We start from the raw sequence: 12,987 nt of genomic DNA, 5'->3' as shown, positions 1-12,987 counted from the left end.
TCTGGAGAGCCGGATGCGTACCGAAAGGCGCATGTCCGGTTCGGCGAGAGGCGATGAGAAACCATCCGCCGTAAGGCGGAACTGGCGCTCATCGCCTACTCTACCCTTCTACGCGTCGGTCGAGCAGCGGGACAATCCGGATCTTCGCGGCAAGCCCGTCGCGGTAGGCGGCTCGGCGGAGCGCGGTGTAGTAGCAGCCGCGAGCTACGAAGCCCGCAAGTTCGGTGTCCGCTCCGCCATGGCCTCCGTCACCGCGAAGCGACAGTGTCCCGACCTGATCTTCGTCAAGCCGCGCTTCGAGGTCTACAAGGCAATCAGCCGGCAGATTCGCGAGATCTTCGCGGAGCACACGCCGATCATCGAGCCTCTATCTCTCGATGAGGCCTACCTCGACGTCACAGAAAACCTACAAGGCATCCCCTTCGCCAGGGACATCGCCTTGCGCATCCGCGAAAAGATTAAGGCGGAGACTGGCCTCAACGCCTCGGCCGGCATCTCCTACAACAAGTTTTTGGCGAAACTCGCTTCCGATCACCGCAAACCCAATGGTCAATTCGTCATCTCGCCGGAGATGGGACCGGCATTCGTGGAGATACTGCCCGTAGGAAAATTCCACGGGATAGGGCCGGCGACGAGCGCGAAGATGAATGCCTTGGGCATCTTCACCGGTCTAGACATGCGCAACCAGACGCTGGAGTTCATGAACGCGAACTTCGGCAAATCAGGTGCATACTATTACTGGATCTCGCGCGGCGTCGACGAACGGCCCGTGCGAGCTAACCGGATCCGAAAGTCTGTCGGTGCGGAGAACACGTTCTCGATCGACCTCACCGAGTTCGATGCCATGCTCGCCGAGCTAGAGCCGCTGATAGACAAAGTCTGGCGATACTGCGAATCGGCAGGGACACGAGGCCGAGCGGTAACGCTGAAGGTGAAGTTCGCCGACTTCGAGATCATCACGCGCAGCCGGTCCGTCGTTTCGCCCGTCGCGAGCCGGCATGATCTCGCAGAGCTGACGATCGGCTTGCTGAAGGACAATATGCCCCTCCCGAAACCAGTGCGCCTTTTGGGGGTGTCGCTGTCTTCCCTCCAGATCGGGGACGATGCGGAGCCGCAGCTGGACTTCGGGCTTTGATGCAGATTGCGCCGACGCAATCACCACTCGCGTGAGCCCGCGCGCTTCTGGTTGATCAGGTCGACCAGCGCGGTCTCGTAATGATCCTCGAATTTCTCGGGGTCGAACGTGCCCGTCTTCTGGTTGCCGATGTGCTTTGCGAGGTCGAGCATGTCTTTGGTGACTTTGACATCCTGGATCGCGTCGAAATACTCCCGCTCGCTGCGCACCTCGCAGGGGTAGCGCAGCAGTGTGCCAACGAGCCCCTTGTCCGTCGGCTCGAGGGCAATGATGTGCTCGCGGTTGGTCAGGACCAGATGGACGTTCACGGGACGCGCCCGCATACCATTCTAATCGTAACGGTAGTGCCGCTGGCTGAATCTCCAGATCGGGGGCCGGCTCGACCGCTACGAATCGATATTTGCTAATTGGCGCGAGCGCTGCTTTGATCTCGGCAGCCGGTTCTCCGCCGCTTGCATCACCGGCCCAGCTTAAGGAACGTCCCATGCCGAAACCACAACCAATTGCGCGGTGGATCGTCGCCGCGATCACATCAGTCAGCCTCGTCACGTTCAGCCCAGCGCGCGCAGCGTCGGTTGCGCCGGTCGCTGCGGAAAACGGCATGGTGGTGTCCGCGCAGCATCTGGCGACCCAGGTGGGCGTCGATGTGCTGAAGCGCGGTGGCAATGCGGTCGATGCCGCTGTGGCCGTCGGTTATACCCTGGCGGTCGCCTACCCAGCAGCTGGTAATCTCGGAGGTGGCGGCTTCATGACGATCCAGCTCGCCGATGGCCGCAAGACCTTCCTCGACTTCCGCGAGACGGCGCCCAAGAACGCCACTGCCAACATGTATCTCGACAAGGATGGCAACGTCATCAAGGGCATCTCGACCAAGGGGCATCTAGCCGTGGGCGTGCCCGGCTCCGTCTCGGGCATGGAATATGCGCGCGAGAAATACGGCACCATGAAGCGCGCGGACCTGATCGCCCCAGCTATCCAGCTGGCAGAACAGGGATTTGTGCTCGACCAGGGTGACATCGACCTGCTGCGCACGGCGACCGACGATTTCAGGGGCGATCCCGCATCGAGCGCCATTTTCCTCAAGAACGGCCAGCCGTTCGACGTAGGCGATAAACTGGTGCAATCCGAGCTGGCCAAAACCCTGCGCGAGATCAGCAACAAGGGCACAGACGGTTTCTACAAGGGCTGGGTCGGCAGCGCCATCGTGGCATCGAGCCAAGCCGGCAAAGGTCTAATCACGCAAGATGACCTCGACAGCTACAAGACGCGCGAGCTCGCACCTGTCGAATGCGACTATCGCGGCTACCACGTGATCTCCGCGCCGCCGCCGAGCTCGGGTGGCGTCATTATCTGCGAGATCCTCAATATCCTGGAGGGCTATCCGCTCAAGGAGCTGGGCTACCACTCCGCGCAGTCCGTGCACGTGCAGATCGAAGCCATGCGCCACGCTTACGTGGACCGCAACAGCTACCTCGGCGATCCGGACTTCGTGAAAAACCCCCTCGACCGGCTCCTCGACAAGAGCTACGCGGCCAAGATCCGTACTGTGATCGACCCGAACAAAGCTGGCGTCTCCAAGGACATCAAGCCGGGCGTCGCGCCGCACGAGGGCAGCAACACCACGCACTATTCGATCGCGGACAAGGACGGCAACGCGGTATCAGTGACCTATACGCTGAACGACTGGTTTGGCGCCAAGGTGACGGCGGCAAAGACTGGCGTGCTGCTGAACGATGAAATGGACGACTTCACCGCCAAGGTCGGGGTGCCGAACCTTTATGGCCTGGTGCAGGGCGCGGCCAATGCCATCGCACCAGGCAAGCGGCCGCTGTCCTCGATGAGCCCGACCATCGTCACCAAGGACGGCAAGACCGTCATGGTGGTGGGCACGCCCGGCGGCAGCCGCATCATCACGGCAGTCTTGCAGACCATGATCAACGCGATCGACTACGACATGAACGCGCAGGAAGCCGTCGACATGCCGCGAATTCACCAGCAATGGCTACCGGATCTGACCAACGTCGAGAACTATGCGCTGTCACCTGACACGCGCAAGATCCTAGAAGGTATGGGCCACAAGTTCGGGCCGCCGCAACCGGCAAACCATCTCGCAGTCATTATCGTCGGCGCGCCGTCACTCAACGGCAAGCAAGTGGGCAACAACCGCTACTATGGCGCCAACGATCCACGCCGCAACTCGGGACTAGCGGCGGGCTATTGATGGCAAATTGAGAAGACGGTGAATAGGAAGAGACGATACCGCCAACTGCCATATCGCCAATGCACCTTTCTGCGCCACGCACCTGGTCTGCAAGGCGCAGGTCGCCTAGTCGCGCGCCGTCGGTCAGGGCGTCGGCAGATAATCCAAGACACAGGCCGTGCACGTGTGCGCGGACAGCCTCACCAAGAGGCTGTCCGCGCAGGGCCGACCGACATACCCCAACCAGCGAAGCGACTGTCTCGTCATTAGACTACTCGCTCTCTCCCCTCCCCTCAGGGGACGCGCGTAACCTTGTTGTCGGGCGCACGCTGAATCAGCCCGTCCCGCTCCTCGCCCAGGACTACTCTCAACCAGAACTGTCGGTTTGAGACCCAATTCAGGAACAATATTGAAGACCGCAAGTCGAAGCCCCTGGCCTTTCCGCCGGAGCCGTCGTGGATACCAAGCACAGCGAGACCGAAACGCTCCTCGCCGACGCCGAGAGAGCTGCCCGTACGTTGCGCGGCGCGAAGGCATTCCGGAGCTAGCCGCCCAACTAGAAAATGCTGGCAATTCCGCTAGTCTGTGGGGTTCGGAGGAAACGCGATGATCAAGCTGGCCGGCGTCCGCACCTCAGCGGACTATGCTATCCCTTCGCAGATGAAGGCCTGGGTGCTTGGAGGCCCGGACGAGCTTCTCCTTCGTGACAAGCCGGTGCCGATGCCGGGCCGTGTGGAGGTGCTGATCCGCATCGACGCAGTGGCGATTTGCGCCACCGACCTCGAGATCATCCACTCCGGCTCGCCCGCGAGCATCTTGGGCGGCCTGCCCTTCAACAAGAACTTTACGCCTGGCCATGAATATATGGGCACGGTGGTCGCGCTCGGGCCAGACGTCGACGAATATGAGATCGGCGAACGCATCAGCGTGGAGATCCATGCCGGCTGCGGCCAGTGCAAGCGCTGCCGCCAAGGCATGTACACCTCATGCCTGAACTACGGCAAACCGGAGAAAGGTCCACCGCGCAAACGGCTTCACCACCGACGGCGGCTTTGCGGAGTATGCCGTCAACCACATCAACACGCTGGCACGTGTGCCTGATACGATGAGCGATGCCGAGGCGACGCTGGTCGTCACTGCCGGCACATCGATGTACTGCCTGACTGAACTGGGTGGGCTCGCGGCCGGCGAAAGCGTGGTCGTGATTGGCCCGGGGACAATCGGCCTGTTGGCGGTTGCAGTCGCGAAAGCGATCGGCGCGAGCCCAGTGATCCTGACGGGGACGCGCAACAAGCGCCTGGCCATCGGCAAGGGGCTGGGCGCCGATCGCACGATCAATATCAACGATGAAGACGCCGTCGCGGTCGTCAAGGAACTCACCGGCGGAATCGGCGCGGACTACGTCGTCGAATGTGCGGGCACCGAGGCTACGATCGAGCAGGCGATCCGCATGACAAATCGCGGTGGCAAGATCTGCCTCGCCGCATTCCCGCATGAGCGCGTCACACTCGACATCGCCCAACTCGCCAAGAACAACATCTATCTCTACGGCATTCGCGGTGAAGGTCGCAGTGCGACCCGCCGCGCAATGGCGCTGATGGCCGAAAGGCGGTTCGATGCGACCAAGATTCATAACCACACGTTTCCGCTCGCCGACCTGCCGACCGCGCTTCGTTACGCGCGCGAACGGATCGGCGACGCTATCAAGGTCGTTGTCACCAACCGGCAGGCCGCCACCGGCGACGGCGACGCGGAATAGTGCGACCGACGCGTCGCTCCGCACCTTCGGTGCATCAGCGAGCAATCACGCGGCGCCACCAAGATAGAGCCGCTTGACGATGTCGTTGCCCCTCAATTCGTCGACCGAAGCGGCCGCCACGACGATTTCACCATGGACAATGATGTAGCCGCGGCTGGCGATCCGGATCGCCTGATTGAAGTTCTGCTCCGCCATCAGCACCGTCAGGCCGCGGTTCTGATTGAGCTCGCCGATCTTGGTGATAGTCTGCGAGACCAGGAGTGGCGAGAGACCCACGGAAGGTTCGTCGACCAATAGCAAGCGTGGTGACGACATCAAGGCGCGCGCGATCGCCAGCATCTGCTGTTGTCCGCCTGACATGGTGCCCGCGAGCTGCCCCTGCCGCTCCTTGAGGACGGGAAACGTTTCGAAAGCGACCGCAAGATTGCGGTCGATACTGCGCCGGGCAGCCTTGCGGAACGCACCGAGCATCAGGTTCTCCAGCACGGTCAGCCGGGGGAACAAACGCCGGCCCTCTGGAACCATCGCTACGCCGAGCTCGACGATGTCTTCGGTCGACAGACGGGACAGATCGTGCGCCGCACCGTCGATCGTAAGCGATATAACACCACGTTGCGGCCGCACCAGGCCCGCGATGCACTTCATCAGCGTGCTCTTGCCGTTGCCGTTGGTACCGAGCAAGGCAACGGTTTCGCCGGCTTCGACATGGAGCGAAACGCCGCGCAACGCCTTCACGGCGCCGTAACCTGCATCAAGATCATTGATGGCAAGGCTAAGTGCCAAGGTAAGCCTCCTGCACGCGCTGGTCGGCCATGACTTCGGATGGCGTGCCGATCGCGATGATCCTGCCGGCGTCAAGACACATTACGCGTTCGGAGAAGCGCATCACGGCCTGCATGATATGCTCGATCATGATGATAGTGATGTCCCGGCTTGCAAGGCTCAACAGCAGATCAAGCACTTCATCGACTTCCGAACTTGAGAGGCCTGCCATTGCCTCGTCCGAAATCAAGAGCTTCGGATGCGTCGCCATCGCACGCGCAAGTTCCATCTTGCGCAATTCCACCTGACTAAGCTGCGTAGCCGAGACGTTGGCCTTCGACCCAAGGCCCATTTGATTCAGGATCGACATCATGGTGTCTCGCCGCTGCGTCACCGAGACATGCTCGTGCGCGGCAAAGTCGAGCGCAACCATGAGATTTTCGGCGACTGTCATGCTCCTGAACGGTCGCGGAATCTGGAAGCTGCGGGCAATGCCGCGGCGCGTGCGCACGTGCGGCTGCAGCAGCGTGATGTCCTCATCACAAAACAGGATGGTGCCGGGTTCGGTGCGAAACGCGCCGGAAATGCAGTTGATCAGCGTGGTCTTGCCCGAGCCGTTCGGGCCGATCAGGCCGAACCGCTCACCGGGCCGAATGTCGACGCTGACATTATGGAGCGCCGTGAACCCGCCGAAACGCTTGGTAAGCGCTGAAATCCTCAGCAGGGGCGACTGGATGTCGGAGAGCGTCATGCCTCACCCTCCTTGCGGTTGCCGCGCAACTTGCGGACCAGGCCGATGATGCCCTCTGGTGCGCCTACTACAAAAAGTACCAGCATCACACCGAGCACCAGCACGTTGACCTCCGACGAGATCGTTACCGTCAGAAATTGCTGCGTCGTTCCGAGCACGATCGCGCCGATGATCGGTCCGGACCAATGCGCAGTTCCGCCGATCAGCGACATCGCCAGTGTCGTGACGGAGTAATTAAGATTGAACGCGGACCCAGGGTCCGCATATTGCAGGTACATCGCAGCGGGTGCGCCGACGGCACACATCAGCGCGCCTGAGATCACACAGGCGATCAGCTTCAATCGCAAGGTCGGCACGCCCGTGCATTCGGCCGCGAGTTCGTCGTCCCTGAGCGCCTGCAGGCCGCGGCCGATCCATGAGTTCTGGATGTAGCGCGATATCGCAACCGCCAGCACCACGAGGAGAGCCTGGACGAAGAATAGCATCTGCACATAGCTGTCGAACGGCGCCGTTACCGCCGGCCGTTGAATCTGAATGCCCGCGGCTCCGCCGACGTATCGCCAGTTCGTTATCGTCGTCTCGATGATGATCGTCAGTGCAATCGTCGCGATCGAGAAATAAATACCCTGCATGCGAAGCGTCAGGAGACCGAGCGCAAACCCCATGAGCGCGCCGACCGCGGCGCCGGTCAGGATCTGCAGGGGAAGCGGTGCGCCAAAGGCACTGACCAGGAATACCGAGGTATATACGCCAACGCCGAAAAACGCGCTGGTGCCGAAATTCACATAACCCGCATAACCACCAAGGATACTCCATGCGACGGCAAGCGCGATGAACTGCAGTATGACGTAGCCGGCAAAGAATGGATACTGGTTGCCGACGACCTGTGTCATCGCAAAGACGGCGGCGAGAAAGACGGCCGCTCCACTCCAGAAAGCAACGCCGTTGCGTTTCATGGTCGCCTGCCAAACAGGCCCTGCGGCCGTACGGCAAGAATGCCGAGCAATATCGCAAAGGAAATCGCCGGTGCCCAGGAAGCACCGAACATGGTGAGCACAATCGACTCGGCGACACCGAGAATGATGGCGGCGACGAGCGTCCCGCTCATGCTGCCTAGCCCCGCCATCACTACGACGCAGAATGTGCGCCCGATATAGGCACGGCCAAGTGTTGGATCGACGGGAGCGACGATGATCAGCAGGGCGCCGGCGATCCCGAGCACGGCGGTGGCGATGCCGAATGCCCACTGCTTGATCTTGACCGGGTTGGTGCCCATCAACCGTAACGCCTCCTGGTCCTGCGCGACCGCGCGGATAGCGCGTCCCATGAAGGTCCGCGACAAATACAGCGTGAGCAGGACGGTCAGTGCGGTTGCGATAGCAAAGGCAACCAGAAGCCGGTACGGAATGCGGATATCGCCGAGACGCCACGCCTTGCCGATATAATCGGCGGTGACAGAGCGCTGATCGACGCCGAATTGCAGGATGATCAGCACTTCAATGATGAAGGCGACGCCGAAGAAGAAGGCGATGCCGCGTACCCCAGCGTCGCTGCCTCGCTTCTCGAACGTTTCGTAGTACAGGCGATAGGTCGCAAGCCCGAACAGGAAGAATACCGGGGTGATCAGGATCCCGGCGACCAGCGGATCAACGGCATAATTCTCGTTGAGGAAATACACCGCGTAGGACGCCAGCACCAGAAACGCCGGATGCGCCACATGAGGGACGTCGAGCAGGCCGAACGACACCGACAATCCGAGGCTGACCGCGCCATAGAAGCAGCCGAGCAGCACCCCGATCACCACGGCATCGAGCAGCAGATCCAATGAAAACAATTGAGATCCCCCTTGACCCGGCTTGAGCCGCTTCCCCGATCAGCTCGTGCCGGGGGTATCCGATCCCCTGCCCGGGGCGATTTCACCCGGACAGCCTCGCGATAACCCGCCTATTTCCGCGCGGCCTCGAACGGAGCGACCAACTCGCCGGATTTCAGATTCTCCGGGAACAGGATCACCTGCTTGCCCGAACTGCGGAACTGCTCCATGTTCTTATCCACGACGCCGCGGAACTGGGCCTGCAGCACTGCGGTTTCCTTGCGCTCACCATCAGGCGAAAACGCGATCGCACCAACGATGGTGTTGTGGGTGTTTTCGCGAAGATATTTTGCGAGCGCTTTTTGATCCAGCGAACCCACCTTCTTGATGGCCTGCTCAATCAGCTGGCCGCTGGCATAGCCGAACGGCGCCAGATAGTAACCGAGCGGGTCGACTTTGGCTTCCACAGCCCGTTTCGTGTACTTGTCGAAGAACTCCTTGGTTCCCTCGAAATACATGCTCTTTTCCGGGAGCCATGAGTTGTAGTTGACGACGCCGTTGAGCAGCGAGCCCATATTCTCCATCACGGCGCCGAACTGCAGGCCGACCATGCCGCCGCCGAAAACCTTGACGCTGTCGCCGACGCCGATCTCGTTCACGGCGCGCAGAATGCCGGCCGAGTCCGGCGGATAAGACGCGACATAAACGATGTCGGGCTTGGTCGCCTTGAGCGCACGGATGATGCTGGAAAACTCGACCGTGTTCGGTGGATATGCCTGGTCGAATACGATCGGCAGGGTGCGCTTGGCTGCGACTTCACGCGCGGTCTTAGCCAGATTCTGGGCGAATTCCTGGTCCGCCGTCAGCAACGCCATGGATTTTCCGCCGGCCTTCTGACCGATATCGAGAAACGAAGCCGCCCAACTGTCAGGCGGGCCCCACGGCGCATTGTTGAACCACATGTCGTGGCCGATCTTGCTGTTGACCTGGAATGAGAAATTGCCGATCAGCAGAAGTCCACGCTGCTTGACCATCGGCATGATCGGCGCCGTCGGCACGGTCGCATAGGGCGCGAACAAGAGGTCGACCTTGTCGACATCGATCAGCTTCGAATAGATCGCCGGCGTCTCCGCAGCACTCGACTTGTCGTCATAGACGACAAGTTCGACCTTGCGGCCGCCGAGCAGCCCGCCCTTGGCGTTGACGTCGTCACGCCAGATCTCGATGCCGAGCAGCGAAGCCTTGCCGCCGCCTGCGAGACCGCCGGTTTGCGGCATGCTCATGCCGATCCTGATCGGCGCCTGCTGCGCCTGCAGCAGGTCGACGCCGAGCGGCGAGGCCGCAAGTGCCGCGCCCGCAGTCGCCAGCAGGCGGCGGCGGGAAATCGATCTTGGCTTGGAGACCTTCTTCGACATTGGCGGTTCTCTCCCTTAGGTAATTGCTGTTTGGCGTGATCGCGTTTGGCTTGCCGGCGTCGTTCCTCGTCAGATTTGCCCCAAGGCCGTCAGGATAACCTGCGGTGTCAGGGGAATCTCGGTAATTATTGTCCCGAACGGTTTGAGCGCATCATTGACCGCGTTGGTCACGGCCGCGGCCGCCCCCGCGGTACCGGCCTCGCCCGCGCCCTTGGTGCCGAGCTCGGATTCGCGCGTCGGCGAGACGACATGGCCGACGTCGGTGTCCGGCATCTTGCCGAACATCGGCACCAAGTAGTCGACCATGCCCGTCGGCAGGGTGTCAGGACGGAAATAGACGATCCGTGCAAGCTCATTCAGTTCGATGCGCGGCGCGCATTTCACAATGTCGGATGATTTCAGGAGATCGGCATGCCGGGTCAGCGCGCCGATGACGAGCGTTTCGCCCTTGACCGCGATTCTGCGCAATTCGGTAAGTTCGCCGATATCGACGATCGCCTCCGGCCCAACCAGCTGCAGATTGATCGCGGGGATCAGGCTTTGCCCGCCCGAAAGCACCCTAGCCTTCTCTCCATGCACGGCAAGCAGCTCCCGCGCATTGGCAACGCTGGTCGCGCGTGCGTAGGCGAAAGCCGAGGCTTTCATTCAGGCAAGCCCCTCCCCGGCCCCTGATTTTCTACTTTTGAGGAGATTAGAGGGTGCGACTTTTCAAAGGTCAAGCTGCATGAGTTTGAGATCTTTTCGACTTTCGGACTTGCCTTGATCGATCTGCCGACACACGCTCCCGCCAACCAGGAATGGTTCGGGGAGGCGCAGAGATCATGAAACTCGGGTTCTTCACGATGCCGATCCATCCCTTGGGAAAGGATTGGCGACAATCCCTGAAGGAGGACCGGGAAGCCTTCCTGCTGGCGGATGAGCTCGGCTTTTCGGAAGCCTATGTCGGCGAGCACGTCACCGACCGCGCCGAAAACATCACTTCCTGCATCGCTTTCATCGCCTGGCTTGCCGCCGCCACCAAGCAGATCAAGCTCGGCACCGGCACGGTCAACATGCCGAACAGCCATCCGGCTGCAATTGCCGCCTCCATCGCAATGCTCGACCACATGCTCGACGGCCGGCTGATTTTCGGCATTAGCCCGGGCGGCCTGCTGTCGGACGCCGAGCTGTTTGGCAATCTCAAGGCCGATCGCAATGCGATGTTTTTGGAGGCGATCAACCAGGTGCTGGCGATCTGGGACGCCAACCCGCCCTATAATCTTTCGGGCAAATACTGGAACATCTCGATCGAAAAAACCCTGATCGAAGACATCGGCCAGGGCTTTATCGCAAAGCCGTTGCAGCGTCCGCATCCGCCGATTGTGGTCACTGCGGTCGCGCCCTTCTCCAACGGCGTCACTGAGGCGGCCGCGCGCGGCTGGGAACCGATTTCCGCCAACTTCCTGATGCCGGCCTGGGTGAAGAGCCACTGGCCGAAATATGTCGAAGGCTGCGAGCGCGTCGGCCGTCCGACCGATTCCGCCAACTGGCGCGTGGCCAAAAGCGTATTCGTCGCCAAGGACATCGCGACCGCCAAGGCCTATGCCACCGATCCGAACGGTCCTTATGTCTATTACCATCGCTCGCTCTTCACCAAGCTGAAGCGAAGTGGTCGCATCGAGCTGTTCAAGACCCGGCGCGACCAGCCCGATGATGAGGTGACGCTGGAGTCGATCTGCGATAAACTCATCATCTACGGCACACCGGAGAGCGTAGCCGACCAGTTGCTGGCTTTCCAGGAAGAAGTCGGCACCTTCGGCACTCTCCTCTACGCCGGCAAGGACTGGCGCGACCGCGAGCTCGGCCGCCGCTCTATGATCCTGATGGCCGAGAAAGTCATGCCGCGCGTCAACGCCGCCTGTGCCCGTAGCCGCGACGCCGCAGGTTGAGCGTGATGGCTCTCTCCGATCGCATCCCCTATCTGGCGCAGGTCGACCGCCCGAAACTCAAGCTGCCCGCCGACAAGCGGCTCGCCGTCTGGGTCATCCTCAACGTCGAGGAATGGCGGATCGAAAGCGCCATGCCTCGTACTGTGCTGTCGCCACCAATGGGGCAGCCGCTGTTGCCCGACGTACCGAACTGGTCGTGGCACGAATACGGCATGCGCGCGGGTTTCTGGCGTCAGTTCAAGGCACTCACCGAGCGCAACATCCCGGTAACGCTCGCGATCAACGGCAATGTCTGCAACTCCTATCCCCGCGTCGCCTCTGCCGCGCTGGAAGCCGGCTTCGAGTTCATGGGCCATGGCTTCCTGCAGGGGCCGATGCACAAGCTCGACGACCAGGCCGACGCGATCAAGCGCGCGGTCGACACCGTCGCCAAGTTCGCCGGCAAGCCGCCGCGCTCGTGGGAGAGCCCGGGCCTCACCGAAACCGAGGCAACGCTCGACCTGCTCCGTCTCAACGGCATCGAATATGTCGCGGACTGGGTGATCGACGATCTGCCGCAGGATATCGCCACGCCCCACGGCACCATCACCACCATCCCCTATTCAGTGGAGACCAACGACATTGTCATCCATGCGCTACAGCATTTGCCGTCCGAGCAGTTTTTGAAGCGCTGTACCGACCAGTTCGACCGCCTTTATCTCGAAGGCGCCGACAATGCGCGGGTGATGGCGATCTCGATCCATCCTTACATCACCGGCGTGCCGCACCGGATCAAGTATCTGGAGGCGCTGCTCGACCATGTCATCTGCCATGATGGCGTCGCCCTGATGACCGCAAGCGAAATCGGCGACTGGTACCGCGCCGAGATGGCGAGGTGGTAGCGGGACGGACTCGAACCCCCGACCCCAGGATTATGATTCCCGTGCTCTAACCAGCTGAACTACCCCGCCACACGGCTCGCGATGCCGGACACAAGGTCTCGTTCTCGCGACTCGATTCGCCCGAGCTTTGCTTCGTCGCTCCGCCCTCTCTCGAACCAAGAGGGCGCAGGGAAGGCCGGGTGCCGGCTGGCACCCACGAGTCCGCTGTGCGCATGTAGCGCAGGAAAAAATGCACAGCGGCAGACAGGTGAAGCCCAACACACGGCCTTCCCTGCGCAGTGGCTTTACGGCTTATGCCGCGCTCTCCCGGGAGCCGAATTCCCTCTGGCCTCCCTCACTCTCG

The 12,987-nt window shown here is 61.4% G+C and carries 12 protein-coding genes and 1 pseudogene; 6 read left to right on the top strand and 7 right to left on the bottom strand.

The features are described 5' to 3' along the window. Positions 1-31: 31 nt before the first annotated feature. Positions 32-1,135, top strand: coding sequence for a DNA polymerase IV (gene dinB, locus AC629_RS14370; RefSeq protein ID WP_084805378.1), 1,104 nt, complete (start codon positions 32-34; stop codon positions 1,133-1,135). Positions 1,136-1,170: 35 nt separating this feature from the next. Here the strand turns inward: dinB and AC629_RS14365 are convergent. Continuing rightward, positions 1,171-1,431: pseudogene (locus AC629_RS14365) on the bottom strand (non-homologous end joining protein Ku); the annotation flags it as partial. A gap of 188 nt (positions 1,432-1,619) precedes the next feature. Here AC629_RS14365 and ggt point away from each other — a divergent pair. The 3 genes from ggt (at position 1,620) to AC629_RS48650 (ending at position 5,094) form a co-directional block, all read left to right on the top strand. Beyond that, the gene (gene ggt, locus AC629_RS14360) at positions 1,620-3,356 is read left to right on the top strand and encodes a gamma-glutamyltransferase (RefSeq protein ID WP_084805377.1); all 1,737 of its coding nucleotides are present in this window, start codon (positions 1,620-1,622) and stop codon (positions 3,354-3,356) included. A gap of 585 nt (positions 3,357-3,941) precedes the next feature. Continuing rightward, complete coding sequence (locus tag AC629_RS48655) at positions 3,942-4,436, top strand: alcohol dehydrogenase catalytic domain-containing protein (RefSeq protein ID WP_245331859.1); 495 nt, start codon at positions 3,942-3,944, stop codon at positions 4,434-4,436. Between the two features lie 4 nt (positions 4,437-4,440). Then, complete coding sequence (locus AC629_RS48650; protein ID WP_245331858.1) at positions 4,441-5,094, top strand: zinc-dependent alcohol dehydrogenase; 654 nt, start codon at positions 4,441-4,443, stop codon at positions 5,092-5,094. Positions 5,095-5,139: 45 nt separating this feature from the next. Here the strand turns inward: AC629_RS48650 and AC629_RS14350 are convergent, their stop codons facing one another. The 6 genes from AC629_RS14350 to AC629_RS48645 all read right to left on the bottom strand — a co-directional run bounded on the left by AC629_RS14350 (position 5,140) and on the right by AC629_RS48645 (position 10,480). Continuing rightward, entirely contained in the window at positions 5,140-5,877 is a 738-nt protein-coding gene (locus AC629_RS14350; RefSeq protein WP_084805376.1) for an ABC transporter ATP-binding protein, read from the bottom strand. Then, positions 5,867-6,607, bottom strand: a complete 741-nt coding sequence (locus AC629_RS14345) for an ABC transporter ATP-binding protein (protein WP_084805375.1) — start codon at positions 6,605-6,607, stop codon at positions 5,867-5,869. Before AC629_RS14345 ends, AC629_RS14350 begins: the two co-directional genes overlap by 11 nt. Continuing rightward, positions 6,604-7,563 carry a branched-chain amino acid ABC transporter permease gene (locus tag AC629_RS14340; protein ID WP_084805374.1) on the bottom strand — a complete coding sequence of 320 codons (960 nt, stop codon included), beginning with the start codon at positions 7,561-7,563 and terminating at the stop codon, positions 6,604-6,606. The genes AC629_RS14345 and AC629_RS14340 overlap by 4 nt, the downstream gene beginning before the upstream one ends. Further along, the gene (locus tag AC629_RS14335) at positions 7,560-8,441 is read right to left on the bottom strand and encodes a branched-chain amino acid ABC transporter permease (protein ID WP_084805373.1); all 882 of its coding nucleotides are present in this window, start codon (positions 8,439-8,441) and stop codon (positions 7,560-7,562) included. Before AC629_RS14335 ends, AC629_RS14340 begins: the two co-directional genes overlap by 4 nt. A 110-nt stretch (positions 8,442-8,551) precedes the next feature. Then, the gene (locus tag AC629_RS14330) at positions 8,552-9,835 is read right to left on the bottom strand and encodes an amino acid ABC transporter substrate-binding protein (protein ID WP_084805372.1); all 1,284 of its coding nucleotides are present in this window, start codon (positions 9,833-9,835) and stop codon (positions 8,552-8,554) included. A gap of 69 nt (positions 9,836-9,904) precedes the next feature. Next, a complete protein-coding gene (locus tag AC629_RS48645) occupies positions 9,905-10,480 on the bottom strand; it encodes an FAD binding domain-containing protein (protein WP_084805371.1) in 576 nt (191 codons plus the stop codon). Between the two features lie 176 nt (positions 10,481-10,656). On the opposite strand from AC629_RS48645, the gene AC629_RS14320 reads away from it, so the two are divergent. Continuing rightward, entirely contained in the window at positions 10,657-11,763 is a 1,107-nt protein-coding gene (locus tag AC629_RS14320; RefSeq protein ID WP_084805370.1) for an LLM class flavin-dependent oxidoreductase, read from the top strand. A 5-nt stretch (positions 11,764-11,768) separates the two neighbouring features. After that, complete coding sequence (locus AC629_RS14315) at positions 11,769-12,644, top strand: polysaccharide deacetylase family protein (protein ID WP_084805369.1); 876 nt, start codon at positions 11,769-11,771, stop codon at positions 12,642-12,644. Positions 12,645-12,987: the final 343 nt, after the last annotated feature.

The sequence above is a fragment of the Bradyrhizobium sp. NAS80.1 genome, from assembly GCF_001908205.1.
Lineage (GTDB): Bacteria > Pseudomonadota > Alphaproteobacteria > Rhizobiales > Xanthobacteraceae > Bradyrhizobium.
Note: the sequence above shows the minus strand (reverse complement) of the source record. Positions and strands in the feature narration are given on the sequence as shown.

What these genes read in the sequence shown, in the direction of transcription:
- AC629_RS14345 (WP_084805375.1), bottom strand. Translation starts at nt 6,607, where the DNA reads ATGACGCTCTCCGACATCCAGTCGCCCCTGCTGAGGATTTCAGCGCTT.
- AC629_RS14320 (WP_084805370.1), top strand. Translation starts at nt 10,657, where the DNA reads ATGAAACTCGGGTTCTTCACGATGCCGATCCATCCCTTGGGAAAGGAT.
- dinB (WP_084805378.1), top strand. Translation starts at nt 32, where the DNA reads ATGTCCGGTTCGGCGAGAGGCGATGAGAAACCATCCGCCGTAAGGCGG.
- AC629_RS48650 (WP_245331858.1), top strand. Translation starts at nt 4,441, where the DNA reads ATGAGCGATGCCGAGGCGACGCTGGTCGTCACTGCCGGCACATCGATG.
- AC629_RS14340 (WP_084805374.1), bottom strand. Translation starts at nt 7,563, where the DNA reads ATGAAACGCAACGGCGTTGCTTTCTGGAGTGGAGCGGCCGTCTTTCTC.
- AC629_RS14330 (WP_084805372.1), bottom strand. Translation starts at nt 9,835, where the DNA reads ATGTCGAAGAAGGTCTCCAAGCCAAGATCGATTTCCCGCCGCCGCCTG.
- AC629_RS48645 (WP_084805371.1), bottom strand. Translation starts at nt 10,480, where the DNA reads ATGAAAGCCTCGGCTTTCGCCTACGCACGCGCGACCAGCGTTGCCAAT.
- AC629_RS14315 (WP_084805369.1), top strand. Translation starts at nt 11,769, where the DNA reads ATGGCTCTCTCCGATCGCATCCCCTATCTGGCGCAGGTCGACCGCCCG.
- ggt (WP_084805377.1), top strand. Translation starts at nt 1,620, where the DNA reads ATGCCGAAACCACAACCAATTGCGCGGTGGATCGTCGCCGCGATCACA.
- AC629_RS48655 (WP_245331859.1), top strand. Translation starts at nt 3,942, where the DNA reads ATGATCAAGCTGGCCGGCGTCCGCACCTCAGCGGACTATGCTATCCCT.